At 64.1% G+C, this 13,135-nt stretch carries 12 protein-coding genes and 1 tRNA gene; 6 read left to right on the top strand and 7 right to left on the bottom strand.

Annotation, left to right across the window (positions count from 1 at the left end):
* Window positions 1-99: 99 nt before the first annotated feature.
* The gene (locus tag WDM91_08270) at window positions 100-1,221 is read right to left on the bottom strand and encodes an IS630 family transposase (protein MEI9994574.1); all 1,122 of its coding nucleotides are present in this window, start codon (window positions 1,219-1,221) and stop codon (window positions 100-102) included.
* A gap of 61 nt (window positions 1,222-1,282) precedes the next feature.
* On the opposite strand from WDM91_08270, the gene WDM91_08265 reads away from it, so the two are divergent.
* The 4 genes from WDM91_08265 (at window position 1,283) to WDM91_08250 (ending at window position 5,561) form a co-directional block, all read left to right on the top strand.
* On the top strand, window positions 1,283-1,873 hold the full coding sequence (locus WDM91_08265; protein MEI9994573.1) for an alpha-ketoglutarate-dependent dioxygenase AlkB: 591 nt from the start codon (window positions 1,283-1,285) through the stop codon (window positions 1,871-1,873).
* A gap of 355 nt (window positions 1,874-2,228) precedes the next feature.
* Window positions 2,229-2,669, top strand: a complete 441-nt coding sequence (locus tag WDM91_08260; GenBank protein MEI9994572.1) for a hypothetical protein — start codon at window positions 2,229-2,231, stop codon at window positions 2,667-2,669.
* A gap of 23 nt (window positions 2,670-2,692) precedes the next feature.
* Complete coding sequence (locus WDM91_08255) at window positions 2,693-4,750, top strand: tetratricopeptide repeat protein (protein MEI9994571.1); 2,058 nt, start codon at window positions 2,693-2,695, stop codon at window positions 4,748-4,750.
* A 109-nt stretch (window positions 4,751-4,859) separates the two neighbouring features.
* Window positions 4,860-5,561, top strand: coding sequence for a hypothetical protein (locus tag WDM91_08250; GenBank protein ID MEI9994570.1), 702 nt, complete (start codon window positions 4,860-4,862; stop codon window positions 5,559-5,561).
* A gap of 696 nt (window positions 5,562-6,257) precedes the next feature.
* Here the strand turns inward: WDM91_08250 and WDM91_08245 are convergent.
* From WDM91_08245 to WDM91_08235, 3 genes are all read right to left on the bottom strand, one after another.
* Window positions 6,258-7,637 carry a hypothetical protein gene (locus tag WDM91_08245; protein ID MEI9994569.1) on the bottom strand — a complete coding sequence of 460 codons (1,380 nt, stop codon included), beginning with the start codon at window positions 7,635-7,637 and terminating at the stop codon, window positions 6,258-6,260.
* 36 nt (window positions 7,638-7,673) lie between these two features.
* Window positions 7,674-7,916 carry a hypothetical protein gene (locus tag WDM91_08240; GenBank protein MEI9994568.1) on the bottom strand — a complete coding sequence of 81 codons (243 nt, stop codon included), beginning with the start codon at window positions 7,914-7,916 and terminating at the stop codon, window positions 7,674-7,676.
* Window positions 7,917-8,057: 141 nt separating this feature from the next.
* Window positions 8,058-8,148 (bottom strand) — tRNA-Ser (locus tag WDM91_08235).
* Between the two features lie 319 nt (window positions 8,149-8,467).
* On the opposite strand from WDM91_08235, the gene WDM91_08230 reads away from it, so the two are divergent.
* Window positions 8,468-8,962 (top strand): tetratricopeptide repeat protein, encoded by a 495-nt coding sequence (locus WDM91_08230; protein ID MEI9994567.1) that lies wholly within the window; start codon window positions 8,468-8,470, stop codon window positions 8,960-8,962.
* 87 nt (window positions 8,963-9,049) lie between these two features.
* On the opposite strand, the gene WDM91_08225 is transcribed toward WDM91_08230, so the two are convergent.
* The 3 genes from WDM91_08225 to WDM91_08215 form a co-directional block, all read right to left on the bottom strand.
* A complete protein-coding gene (locus WDM91_08225; protein MEI9994566.1) occupies window positions 9,050-9,481 on the bottom strand; it encodes a hypothetical protein in 432 nt (143 codons plus the stop codon).
* Between the two features lie 135 nt (window positions 9,482-9,616).
* Window positions 9,617-9,937, bottom strand: a complete 321-nt coding sequence (locus tag WDM91_08220; protein MEI9994565.1) for a lipid-A-disaccharide synthase N-terminal domain-containing protein — start codon at window positions 9,935-9,937, stop codon at window positions 9,617-9,619.
* On the bottom strand, window positions 9,937-10,662 hold the full coding sequence (locus WDM91_08215) for a glycosyltransferase family 2 protein (protein ID MEI9994564.1): 726 nt from the start codon (window positions 10,660-10,662) through the stop codon (window positions 9,937-9,939). The genes WDM91_08220 and WDM91_08215 overlap by 1 nt, the downstream gene beginning before the upstream one ends.
* A 217-nt stretch (window positions 10,663-10,879) precedes the next feature.
* Between WDM91_08215 and WDM91_08210 the strand changes: the two genes are divergently transcribed.
* A complete protein-coding gene (locus WDM91_08210) occupies window positions 10,880-12,646 on the top strand; it encodes a glycosyltransferase family 39 protein (protein MEI9994563.1) in 1,767 nt (588 codons plus the stop codon).
* The last annotated feature ends 489 nt before the right edge of the window (window positions 12,647-13,135 follow it).

Here is a 13,135-nt window from a genome sequence, read left to right as displayed (position 1 = left end):
TGCACAAGATATCTTTCAGTACCGTCTGGAGTCTGTTGTGATCGGATGGAGCCACCCATGGCACAGGGTTGGGTTGCATCAACTTGAAAGCAACGGACTCTAGTGTCCTGATTCAGAAGTTCTAGCGTTTTTGGCTTGGTAGTTGGCGATCTTCAGGGTTGCGAGACAGAAGCGCTTGATGGAGGCCAGGATGTCGTCTGCGGTCTTTGTCCACCGGAAGGGCTTTGGGTCGTCGTTGACGCATTTGATGTAGTCGCGGATCGCGGCTTCGAGCTGGCGCGTCGAGCGGTGGGCGCCACGGCGGATTTTGCGTTCGCTCAGATCGGCGAAGAAGCGTTCGACCTGATTGATCCAAGAGGCGGAAGTGGGCGTGAAGTGGACATGCCAGCGCACACGCTTGGCCAGCCAGCGGCGGATCGCCGGCGTCTTGTGCGTGGCGTAGTTGTCCATCACCAGGTGGATGTCGAGATCGTCCGGGACATTGGCCTCGATCTCGCGCAGGAACTTCAAGAACTCGCTGCCGCGATGGCGCGCGAAGCATTTGCCGATCACCGTTCCGCTTGCCGTATCGAGGGCCGCGAACAGCGACAAGGTTCCGTGGCGGGTATAGTCGTGACTGCGCCGCTCGGCTTGTCCGGGCCGCATCGGCAGCAAGGGTTGCGTGCGATCCAGCGCCTGGATTTGGCTCTTCTCGTCGACGCACAGAACCAGCGCCCGCTCCGGCGGAGCGAGATAAAGGCCGACGATGTCGCGAACCTTCTCCACAAACAGCGGGTCGCCGGAGAGCTTGAAGGTCTCGCTGCGGTGCGGCTGAAGACCGAAGGCCTGCCAGATGCGGTGGATCGTCGAGGGCGCATGACCAACCGCCCGCGCCATCGAGCGCAAGCTCCAATGGGTCGCGTTCGCCGGTGCCGCCTCCAGCGTCAGACGGATCGTCTCGGCAATCTCGTCGTCACCGATCTGGCGCGGTGCGCCCGGACGCGGCTCGTCGTAAAGCCCCTCCAGGCGCTTGGCCGCATAGCGCCGACGCCACGATCCCACCGTGTTCTGGCTCGCCCCAAGCCGCTCCGCGATGACTTGGTTCTCAACTCCGTCCGCCGCCATCAGGACAATTTGCGCACGACGCGCCAGTCCCTGTCCCGTCTTGCGCCGCCGCGCCAATCCCTCAAGCTCTCGCCGTTCCGGCGCGCTCAACTCAATCGCGGGTGCAGGCTTGCCCATCCATCATGCCCTCCGAATCACTCAGACATGATCTCAGAAACTTCTCGATCAGGACACTAGGATGGCCGCCAAGCACCAGCCCGATCTCTTCGCCGCGCCCGCCCCTCAGCCCGACGGCTTGCGCTACCGCGAAGCCGTGCTCTCGCCGTCCGAGGAGAGAGCCTATGCCGCGCGGTTCGCCGCGCTGCCGTTCAAGCCATTCGAGTTCCACGGCTATCTCGGCAAGCGGCGCATCGTTTCCTTCGGCTGGCGCTACGACTATGCCGGCCATGCGCTGCGGGAGAGCGTGCCGATCCCCGATTTCCTGCTGCCCTTGCGCGAGACGGCCGGCGCTTTCGCCGGCCTGCCCGCCGCCGGCCTGCAGCAGGCCCTCGTCACCGAATACGCTGCGGGAGCCGGCATCGGCTGGCACCGCGACAAGCCGATGTTCGACGACGTCGTCGCGCTCTCGTTTCTTGCCGACTGCACCCTGCGCCTGCGCCGCCGCCGAGGCCCCGGCTGGGAGCGCGCCGCGCTGCCGGTCGCGCCGCGCTCGGCCTATCTGCTGCGCGGCGCGGCGCGGCACGTCTGGGAGCACAGCGTCCCGCCGGTGGCGGCGCTGCGCTACTCGGTGACCTTCCGGAATTTCGCGGGCGCCCCGACCAAGGCGTAGCCCCGCGAGGCCGCAGCCGGAATCGATGGCGGAGGATTGGGCACCGAAAGCGGATATTCCCCGGCCCTCCTACGCCAAGGCTTCGGAGGGCATCCACCGCGGGGTTGGCTCACCTCGTCCGCCGGAGCTTCGGCGAAGGCGGATGGCGGGCCGCGACCGACGATGATGAGCACTATGTCTACGCTATAGCCCTATGATTTCGTATCCCTGCGATGTCCGGACGCAGTCGGGAAAAGTCCAACGCTACGCAGTCTACGATGCACCTCCTTTTGCCGTCTGGCCTCGCGTGTGATTTTCCCGATTTCGGACGCCATGTCTCAAGAAAGGCTTAACGCGTGGGCGATATTCTGACGGGATGGCTGACGAAAGCAGGCAGCTCGCGACGCTGCTCCTGGGTAACGCGATGGGATTCCATTTGGCCGCTAAGCGCATCGCGAGTTGCGGCGTTGAACGCGACTTTCCATGGCCGCCGTTCTTCGCCAACACCGGATATGCGCTCGAATTGTCGTTGAAAGCCTACATCATCCATAGCGGCGGAACCGACAAGAAATGTCGCGCTATAGGACACGATCTGCACAGAGCCATAGATGCAGCATGCGCTCTCGACCTCACCCATCCGAGTCAAGCCGTGATGGCATTAGTTGATAGGATCGGACCTTATCATCGGGACCACAACTTTCGCTATATGGCGCCCATCGATGTTGAGGTGCTGCCGGACGTTCAGGAGACGCTTACCGTCACCAATCAACACCTGTTGAGCATCGCAGACCAGTTGCCCGAATTACTGCCGGAATGATTAAGCCGCGATAGGAGAATCCCGTGTTCGGTTTCAAGCGCAGTGCCCGTGAACATGCTGCCCACGACGCCGCAGTTGTGGCGGCCGTGCATGCCAAGCTCACCCGTGAAATCGCGGAGGTTCTCGCGTCGGCTATAGCACAGCCCGGCAGGACACTGCTTGACGCCGATAGGTTCACATTGAACGCCGCGGACATGCAAAGAGGCGTTGACGCCTTGCTAATCCACGGCGCCGATCCCCTTGGCCCCGACCTTGCGCAAGCCGAACGCCACACCCAAGCCGGTGCCTGGCTGGCGCGCGCGGCATGGAACATGGCCGTGCTTGGTAACACCCTCGATAGTCCCCAAAGCTACACTGATTTTTACCGCGCACTTCGGCTTCCACGGGACTTCGCTGCGCTTCGGCAAAAAGCTGAACAAGGCGATCGCGCGGCGCAGTTCCAGCTCGCCTTCGCCTTGTCGCAAGACACAAAGGTTGACGAAGATGCGCCAACTTACGATGAGGCGGTGAAGTGGTGGCGAGAAGCCGCCCTGCGCGGCGATACGCGTGCGCAATTCAATCTTGCCTATCTCTATGCCACGGGCCGTTGGGCATCGAAAGGCGGACCCAGAAACCTGGAGGAAGACCTACAAACGCAGCTCCAACAGGGAGACTTGGCACGCAAGGAAGGCCGTGAGGAAGCGATCAAATGGCTGCATACCGCCGCGGAGAATGGCCATGCTGGTGCGCAGTACGTGCTCGGTCACATATCAGGTCTGGATTCGGCAGAGCAGGCGATAGAGGCGGTCAAGTGGTACCGGCTTGCCGCCGAAGCCGGGCATGCCGGAGCCCAATCGCAGCTCGCGTCCATTTTTGCCAGCGAAATTCTGCATAATTCCCCCGACTTTGCCCCGGCGGGCTTGAAAGAAGCCAAGCTGCACGACCCCGTTGAGGGTGCCACATGGTATCGCAGAGCGGCCGAACAAGGCGTAGCGCACGCCCAGGTCGAACTGGGCGACATTTGCACGATAGGCAAAGGTGTTCCGCAAAATCTCGCCGAAGCTGCGCGATGGTACCGAGCAGCAGCGGAACAAGGATCATCGTGGCGCGGCGAGCCCGAAAACAGACTCGGTCATATGTACGCTGTCGGTGACGGCGTGCCGCAGAACTTCGCCGAAGGTGGCAAATGGTATCGCTTGGCGGCTCAGCGGCTTCGCTGGCGCAAGGAGGACGCAGGCAGTTACGAAGGGCGCATTCACTTCTGGCCGGCGACTCGTGCCGAGGCAGCGGCATGGCTCTGTGGTGCCGCGGAATCCGGATGGGAATTGGCCCGGCGCGCAATCGACGGTATGCGCGAAGTATCGGCGAAGGAGCCTCAAGAGGAACTCATGAGCGAGTTCCGTCAGGCCGCTGAAGCAGGGGACATGAAAGCGCAATTCCATCTTGGTGGAGAGTGGTTGCAAAAAGCAGCACGCCAGGGCTTCGCGCCCGCCGCGCGTCAGCTTGGCGGGATGTACGAAGAAGGCGAGGGCGTTTCTCGGGACCGTAATCAATCAGAATACTATTATCGCAAGGCTGCTGAATCAGGGGACGCGATTGCGCAATACGAACTCGGACGCGCGCTGCTACACGTGGAAGTACCGGCGGCGCTGCTTGTAAGGTCCGGCGACGCAATAACGGACCTACTCCAAGGCGCTGCAAAAATAGGTGAACTTACAAGCATGATCCCCGCGCAGAAATACGTCGAATCCGCGGACTGGTATGGGAAGGCCGCTGCACAGGGGCACGCTCAAGCGCAGTATCAGCTCGCGATCATGTGCCGCGAGGGAAAATGGATACCGAAGGATCATGAACGCGCCGCAAAATTGTTCCGCAGTGCCGGGGAGCAAGGCTACGCCAACGCGCAATATGAGCTTGCAGAGATTTATTCGGGCGGCCGAGGCGCTCCGTGGGATCGTGACGAAGCCAGGCGGTGGTATAGCAAAGCCGCAGCCCAAGGCCACAAGCCGGCCAAGGACCGCTTAGGAGGATTCGACTTTGCCGGTGATCCGCTGTCGCAGAATGGCGCCGAAATAGTGGCATGGCTTGAGAGCGCGGAATAGAGGCTCCGTGCGCCGACGCGCGGCAAATAGCATACAGGAACACCTTCCCCTTTTGGTGCAGCCGGTCTCAATCTTCGAGTGGCATTTCAAGGGATGGGGAGATCAGAAAATGGCAACGTCCGCTGGCGACTTACCGCCGCACCTCGCGCACAAGTGGCGGCAGGAACTGCTGGAACAGATGAGGGGAGAAGAGATTCTAGACGCCGATGAGCTGTCCCTGTTCGAGTGGTACGTGCATGAAAATGGGAAGGTGATAGAGCGGATGCTCGCGGAGGAGCGTGCGTTTGTAAATGAACAGATCGACGCCGGACAAACAGACGCGAGTGCCGACAACGCGGGGTGGCTTGTCGCTGAATACCACATAAAGAGGATCCGTTACGCAGATGTCATCTATATGGCGTCGTTATTGGAAATGTATCTTGCCAAAGCTTGCAAAAAGGTGACCACAATCCTCGGCGAGCACAACGTCGTATTTCGGTCCGACGAATTGGCTGGCGACAAATGGACCAAGCGAAAGAAGTTTCTTGAACGCTATGGAAGGTTCGAGTTTCCGCCAGATAATTGGTCTGAACTTCAGGTACTCGTCAGAGTCCGGAATATTCTCGTGCATGAGAATGGAAGTTCAGAGTCGATCACCGCGTCCGACAAGAACCAGCTTGTGGCGCGCGGCATAACGGTTGATCGGCATGAGCTGGTGATCGAAGATGCGTTCATCACGCACTGCTTTTTAGCTTTCCGCTTGCTTGTCGCGTTCGTTGGGCAGCAGGTTGATCAAATGGCGGCTCGCGCTTTGCACCCTGAGAGCTTGTGAGGTGGGCCTGTGAGCGGGCCGGCGCCGTATTCTACTTGCAGGAGTGCAAACACCGCACGCCTGAGCTGGTCTTGGTCACCACATTGATCGCCAATTTTTGGCCGATTGAGGCGCGAAATCGCCGCATCGGGATTACAGCGGTGAGCATGAACCGGGCGCGTCAGTAGCTTGAATTCCACGCCTAATCCCCATTGGAATCTAGGCTTGGCACGTGGATTTGGCGCGCCGGTCGTCATGTCTTCTGCAACGAATAGGCGTGTTGGCCACCCAATTTTTGTGATCGTTTAGACTTCTCGGCGGCACATGCAGTGCCGAATCGGAACGCGCTGACCCCAACATGCGAGTGTCGGAATATAGAAATTTTTGGACTGCGAGATAAAAGCGTCCTTAGCGGGTCGTGGATTGTGGTTCTGCTACAGAGGTTTACGGCGACCGATGCGACGCTTGCAGCCAGCCGCGCGCCACACTTGCCGCTGATACTCAAAGGCTTAGATGCCAGCCATCCCTCCAAACGTGCGATTTTGTGCGATGGCTCGCCGCGATGGCGAACCGCACCGTGGCGCATGAATCGGCCATTCTGCTTTGGCCGCGATGGCGCGACGCTTGGCTCATGTCCGAGCGCCGCCAACCGCCAAAAGATTCGCCGCTCCGGAACACCCGGACGCTCTCGCGGCGTGGCATCCTTCCCGACGATCTTTACGACTTCGCGGCACCACCGGCGCGGCGGAGCGGACGCCCGCCAGCGCACGACCTGTCGGCCTGGACAGTCACCGACGACTGGCCGGAGCACGTGCCTGTGACGGACCGCGAAGTGGATGTGTTCGAAGCCTGGTTTGGTGATATTTTGGACGAACTGCTTGGACCCATCTGAGGAGTGACACCATGAACGCACCGCAACGGACCGTGCCGCTCCGCGCAGCCCTTTACTTGCGTGTCTCGACCGTCCGGCAGGCCGAGCATGACGTGTCCATTCCCGACCAGCGGCGGCAGGGCGAAGCCTATTGCCATTCGCGCGGCTATCAGCTCGTCGAGACCTATGTGGAAGCGGGTGCCTCGGCGACCAACGACCGGCGGCCAGAGTTTCAGAAGATGATCGAAGCGGGAACCAGCAAACCATCGCCGTTCGACATCGTCATCGTTCACAGCTTCTCGCGTTTCTTCCGCGATCACTTCGAGCTGGAGTTCTACGTCCGCAGGCTTGCGAAGAACGGCGTCCGGCTCGTCTCCATCACACAGGAGATGGGCGACGATCCGATGCACGTCATGATGCGCCAGATCATGGCGCTGTTCGATGAGTACCAGTCCAAGGAGAACGCCAAGCATGTCCTGCGCGCCCTGAAGGAGAATGCCCGGCAGGGCTTCTGGAACGGCTCGCTGCCGCCTATCGGCTATCGGGTGGTCGCGGCCGAACAGCGCGGTGCCAAGACCAAGAAGAAGCTGGAGGTCGATCCGCTCCATGCCGATACGGTCCGGCTGATCTATCGGCTCTTCCTGGAAGGGGATGGAACGTGCGGCCCTCTCGGTGTGAAGAAGATCGTCTCCTATCTGAACACACACCGCATCTTCACCCGCGACGGTGGCCGGTGGGGTGTTGGGCAGGTCCACCGTATCCTGACCCGCCGCACCTATGCCGGCGCGCACGAGTTCAACAAGCGCTCCAAGTCCAAGGAGCTGAAGCCCATCAGTGAGGTGGTGACGGTTCCCGTCCCGCCGATCATCGATCAGGCCACGTTCGATGCCGTGCAGGCGCATCTGCGCGCGCGCAATCCAAAGGTGATTCCCGCCCGCGTGGTGAGCGGCCCAACGCTGCTTACTGGCATCTGCTTTTGCGCCGACTGCGGCGGCGCCATGACGCTGAGGACCGGGAAGGGCGGGCGCTATCGGTATTACACCTGCTCGATCAAAGCCCGGCAGGGCGAGACCGGCTGCAAGGGCCGGTCGATCCCGATGGAGAAGCTGGACGATCTGGTTGCCCGCCATTTGGAGGATCGGCTGCTCGATAGCGAGCGCCTCGAAGAAGTCCTCGCCTCGCTTCTGGACCGGCGCCAGGAGCGCACCGAACGCCGCCGCGAGCACATCGCCGAACTGAACAAACGCGCTGCCGAAACGGAGCTACGCCTCAAACGCCTCTATGACGCCATCGAATCCGGGATTGCCGATCTGGACGACCCGGCGCTCAAGGACCGAATTGCCGGTCTCAAAGCCGTGCGGGATCAGTCCCGGAACGACGCGGAACGCGCCAAGGTTAGTTTGGAAGGTGCAGGCGCCGCCATCACACCGGCGCTGCTCAAAGGCTTTGCCAATGCCGCCAGGACGCGCATCCGATTGCCCGGTGGCGGCTACCGCCGCGACCATCTTCGCGCCCTCGCGCAGCGCGTGGAGGTCGCCGCGAGCGAAGTTCGCATCATGGGATCGAAGAGCGATCTGCTCCGGACTCTCACCGCGGCGGCAGGCGTAAAATCGGCTACGCCCGGCGTTCGCAGTTCGGTACTGAAGTGGCGGACAGGGAGGGATTCGAACCCTCGAACGGCTATTAACCGTTACACACTTTCCAGGCGTGCGCCTTAAACCACTCGGCCACCTGTCCGGGGAGCCCGCCGATCAGCAGGCAGGGAGCGCGAAATATCCTGCCTGCGCCCCAAAAGCAAACCAGCCGCCCAGGCCCGTGCGGCGTACCCGCGCCCGTCGAAGCCGGCCGTCTCGCCACGGCCGGAGCGGCCGGGCCGGTGCACTGCCGGGCGTGGTCGAAAGGCGGCCCGCCATCGTGTCCGGCGACCGTCGCAAGCGGCATTTCCAACGAAAACTTCATGATATTCCGGCCCGCGCCGGGAAACTTTTGAGAGATGCCGCGCCTTAGCTGACACGGGAATGCGGACGTCGTGGGGATGCCGCCGCGGGAAGCACACGTGCAGACACCGGACAGCCATGCCAGGATTGAGGTTCCGGTCGAGCTGCTTGCCGCGATCGACCGCGCCGAGCAAGGCGGCGACGGGGCGGCGGCCGTCGCGCTGGCGCAGCGCGCCATCGAAAGCGGCTACGTCCATCCGCGCCTGTTCGATCTGCGCGGCCGCTGGATGCGCGACCGGGGCCGGCTTCGGGAGGCGCTCGACGACCTGCAGCGCGCCCACACCCTGGCCCCGAAGACGGTCTCCATCCTCGTCGCGCTGGCGGCGTGCCTGAACGATCTGGGCCGCCACAAGCAGGCGCTCCTGGCGGCCGGCGACGCACGGGCGATCGATCCCGCCTGTCCCGGCGCCTGGCTGCAGAAAGGCATCGCCCATCGGCGGCTGGAACAGCGGGATCGCGCCCGTGCCTGCTTCGCGGAAGCCGTCCGTCTCGATCCCGGCATGAGCGACGCGAAGGCGCAGCTCGCCGAACTGGGCGCCGCACCGTCCCCTTGAAGGCAACAGGCGCCCCGGGCCGCCGCACGAACGGAAACGGGCGGCCTTTTTGGGGCCGCCCGTCCTCTGCGGTTGTCGCCCGTCCGCTCAGTCCGTGCCGGCGCGGCCCAGGCCGAGGTCGTGCTCCGCCGCGACGATGGAGATCGTGTAGCCCGCGATCACGTCGAACAGGGTCATGATCATGATGAAGAAGAAGGGCGACGAGGCGAAGCCCTTCAGCGTGATGAACTCGATCAGCGCGATCACGAAGGTCAGCATAGACAGGCCGTGATTGATGATCTCGCGCGAGGTCGTGCGCGTCGCCTTCACCACTTCCACGAACAGCAGGGCCAGCGTCAGCAGGATCAGCAGGTCGCCGAAGCTGAAATTCCACGCCTCGCCCGAGAACATCCGGATGGGAAGCGCATGCGCGCTGCTCAGCGCGTCCTGGATGTTCATATGGAACAGGACGCCGCCGAAGAACACGATCAGATTGTAGATGACGACCGGGACCAGAAGCAGCGGAAACAGACGGAACATCGAAACCTCCCCTGAAGCATCCCGGCGGGCTTGCCCGGAAGATGCGCCAAACCAACGGGCCACCACGGCCATGTGAGGCTTGTACCATATTGGGGCGAAAAAGGGGCGCGGTTAACGCGGCTTTCGCGGCCTTGGTTAAGCGGCCGGGCTCTCCGCCGACCGGTCGCGATATATAAGGTACAGGTTGCGGACATAGATCGGGATCGGGATCGCCTGGCCGAGCACCAGCGGCCAGGCCTGCATGTGCACCGCATATGTCAGGCTGATGACGCCGCCGATGATGCTGCAATACCAGAAGGCCAGCGGCACCACGCTGTGGCCCTCCTGCTCGCTCCGCACCCATTGGATGAGGAACCGGATGCCGAACACGATCTGGCCCACGAACCCGATGCCGCCCCACAGCGTGTCGTAGGGATGCGACGCCGCCTGCAGGTAGAGATGCGTGAGATAGGTCATCAAAGCTCTCGCGTTTCGCTGCCGCGCTTGAAGCGCCGCTGCAGCCAGCGCACGCCCAGAAGGTCGTTCACGCTCACCAGCATGCGGCCGAAATTGGTGTATTTCGAGCTGCCGTGGGTGCGCGGCCGGTGGTTCACTTCGACGAAGCGCACGTCATAGCCCTCGCGGATCATCAGCGTGATGATGAAGCGGTGCAGGTGATCGAAATAGGGCAGGGCGAGGAAGGCGTCGCGGCGGAAGGCCTTGAGGCCGCAGCCCGTGTCCGTCGCGCCGTCGTTCAGCAGGCCCTGGCGGATGCCGTTGCCGAGGCGCGAGGCGAGACGGCGGCTGAACGTGTCCTGGCGCTTGGCGCGCACGCCGGAGACGACCCCGATCTGCGCGTTGTCGGGCCCGCGCAGGATCGCGAGCAGCTTGGGGATGTCCGCCGGATCGTTCTGTCCGTCGCCGTCGAGCGTGACGATGATGTCCGAGCGCGCGGCGCGCACGCCGGTGCGGATGCCGCGGCTCTGTCCGAGATTGGTGCCGTGCTGGATGACGCGCAGCGACGGGATCTCCGCTTTCAGCGCCTGCAGCGCCTCGGCGGTGCCGTCGCGCGAGCCGTCGTCGACGAAGATGATCTCGGCCCCGGCCTCGCCGGCGACCGCGGCCGCGATCTCGCGCGCCAGCGGCCCGACATTCTCGGCCTCGTCCTTGACGGGCACGACCACGGAGAGAGAGGCCGCCATGCTGAGGTTCCGTTCGATCCCGTCGTAGAATAGAGTGGCGGCCTGCCGGTCTTCCCGGCTTCCCGCTTTCGCGTATGCGTTCCGGCCGGGCGCCTTATACAGGCCCATGCCGTCCAGAAACAGGCTTGTTCCAGGATGACCCATTTGCCGCATTCCTTATGGCCGATCCGTCCGGCCCCAAGGCGGGCATACAAGCTTCGTTCCGGAGGAATCTGACATGAGAGACGACGCGGATGAGGCGCCGTCGCCGGCCGTCCTGCCGCCGGCGGGTCCGGTCGTTCCGGCCGGCCCCGCCGGCCATGCACTGTCCTGGGCGGCACGGCATTGGTGGGCGACGCTGGCGTTGCTCTGCATCGTCCTGTGGACGCCGGGCATCCTGAGCCTGCCGCCGATCGACCGCGACGAGAGCCGCTTCGCCGAATCCTCCCGCCAGATGCTCGAGAGCGGCAATTTCGTCGACATCCGCTTCGGCCATGTCCCGCGCTACAAGAAGCCGGCCGGGATCTACTGGCTGCAATCGGCAACGACCGCGATCGCCGGGCTGGGCGACCGCAGCCATATCTGGACCTACCGCCTCGCCTCGCTGCTCGGCGGCATCCTCGCCGTGCTGCTGTGTTTCTGGTGCGCCCGCGCCTTCGCGAGTGCCGAGGTCGCGTGGGGCGCCGCCGCCCTGCTGGCGACCTCGCTCCTGCTCACCGCCGAATCGACCATGGCGACGACCGATGCCTGCCAGCTCGCGGCGGTGATGGGCGCCATGGGCGTCCTGCTGCGCGTCTATCTCGCGGCGCGCGACACAACCCGGGCCGCCGTTCCGACGCGCACCGTCCTGCTCGGCTGGGCCGCGTTCGCCGCCGGGGTCCTGATCAAGGGACCCGTCGTGCCCGGCGTCTGCGCCGTGACCATCCTCGCCCTTCTCGCCTGGGAGCGCGGCGACTGGCGCTGGCTGAAGACCACCAGGCCGCTCTATGGCGTGCCGCTCGCGCTCCTCATCGTGCTGCCCTGGGCCGTCGCGATCCTCGTCGCGAGCCACGGCGAATTCTACGAGCAGTCGCTGGGCCAGGACTTCGCCGCCAAGATCGCCGGCGGGCAGGAGAGCCATGGCGCGCCGCCCGGCTATTACCTGCTGCTGGTGACGCTGACCTTCTGGCCCGCGATCCTGTTCGTGGTGCCCGGCCTCGGCGCCGCGTTGCGCCGCCTCGCCGATCCCGCCACCCGCTTCCTGCTCGCCTGGGCCGGCGCGAGCTGGCTGATGTTCGAAGCCGTACCGACCAAGCTGCCCAACTACGTCCTTCCCGCCTATCCGCCGCTCGCCATGCTGGCCGCGCTATGGCTGTTCTGGCCGCGCGACGCGAGCGAGCGCCGCTGGCAGCCCGTGCTTTTCTATCTCGCGGCCGTGCAATTCGCGGTCGGCGCCGCCGCGCTCGCCGCCGCGCCGATCCTCGCGACCCGGTCCTATGGCAGCGGGACGACCTGGTGGCTGGTGGGATTGGCCGCGCTGGGCGCGGCGCTGGGCGCCATCGCGCTCATCGCCCATCTGCGCCGCGCCAGGCTTTTCGCCTTCACGGCTGCGGCGCTTTCGGCGCTGGTCTTCTATCCGACCCTCACCGCCGGCGCCGCGCCGCGCCTCGACGCGATCTGGATCAGCCCCCGCGCCGCCGCGCTCATCGCGAAATACCAGCGTCCCGGCGACCCGCCGCCCGCGCTCGCCGGCTACACCGAGCCCAGCATGATGTTCCTCCTGGGCAGCGAGACCCGCCTGACCGACGGCCGCAGCGCCGCCGAGATCGGCGGCTATCAGGGCGGCCTCGCCCTCATCGAGGACCATGAGCGCGCCGCCTTCCTCGCCCATATCGCCGAGCTCGAGACCGACGCGGCGCCGCTCGCCCGGCTCGACGGCCTCAACTACACGCGCGGCGCCAAGGTCCACATGACCCTCTACCGAGTCACCGCGACCCATGACGTGACCGTTCCCCCGGCCGAGTGATGCCAGCGGGCCACAAATGCGATTTTCATTCACAGGGACGTAGCCCCCGCCCGGCCTCGGCGCGACCCCGCCGTCGCGACATCCGCGATGGACCGGCGACGCTTGCAGGAGCCCTGGCCCCGTGCCGTTGCCGCGATTCGCGAAACACGTTTCATATCGATGGCGCAAGGCTTAGATGAAATCGCGCCCGCCGCGCCCGCCGGCGTCCGCGCCGCCGGCCGAAATAATCCGTCTACGGATTGAATCGGGGGTGTACGGCCTTCCGGGGCGCTGCGTTGCGCCATCGCGGGCTGCACCCCCTCTCTCGTTTCTCTTGACGGCTGTATTCAAGCCACTAAATATCGGCGCGTTGCAGGATCGTTGATGGGGAGTCGTCGGGGCTTTCGCGTGATCGGCAACACCGGAGCGTCTTATAGGACGATGAGTCTCCAGATCGCGCGGGGGCGTGAAGCCAAGCCTCCGCTTCGGACGATACGCCCAAGGCAGGAC

Source organism: Rhizomicrobium sp., assembly GCA_037200385.1.
Taxonomy (GTDB): Bacteria; Pseudomonadota; Alphaproteobacteria; order Micropepsales; family Micropepsaceae; genus Rhizomicrobium.
This window is presented reverse-complemented; position numbering and strand designations above follow the sequence as displayed.

Coding starts and splice junctions, on each gene's coding strand:
- WDM91_08220 (MEI9994565.1), bottom strand. CDS start 9,937: ATGACCTATCTCACGCATCTCTACCTGCAGGCGGCGTCGCATCCCTAC.
- WDM91_08210 (MEI9994563.1), top strand. CDS start 10,880: ATGAGAGACGACGCGGATGAGGCGCCGTCGCCGGCCGTCCTGCCGCCG.
- WDM91_08260 (MEI9994572.1), top strand. CDS start 2,229: ATGGCTGACGAAAGCAGGCAGCTCGCGACGCTGCTCCTGGGTAACGCG.
- WDM91_08215 (MEI9994564.1), bottom strand. CDS start 10,662: ATGGCGGCCTCTCTCTCCGTGGTCGTGCCCGTCAAGGACGAGGCCGAG.
- WDM91_08270 (MEI9994574.1), bottom strand. CDS start 1,221: ATGGGCAAGCCTGCACCCGCGATTGAGTTGAGCGCGCCGGAACGGCGA.
- WDM91_08265 (MEI9994573.1), top strand. CDS start 1,283: ATGGCCGCCAAGCACCAGCCCGATCTCTTCGCCGCGCCCGCCCCTCAG.
- WDM91_08240 (MEI9994568.1), bottom strand. CDS start 7,916: ATGGTCGCGGCGGTAGCCGCCACCGGGCAATCGGATGCGCGTCCTGGC.
- WDM91_08250 (MEI9994570.1), top strand. CDS start 4,860: ATGGCAACGTCCGCTGGCGACTTACCGCCGCACCTCGCGCACAAGTGG.
- WDM91_08225 (MEI9994566.1), bottom strand. CDS start 9,481: ATGTTCCGTCTGTTTCCGCTGCTTCTGGTCCCGGTCGTCATCTACAAT.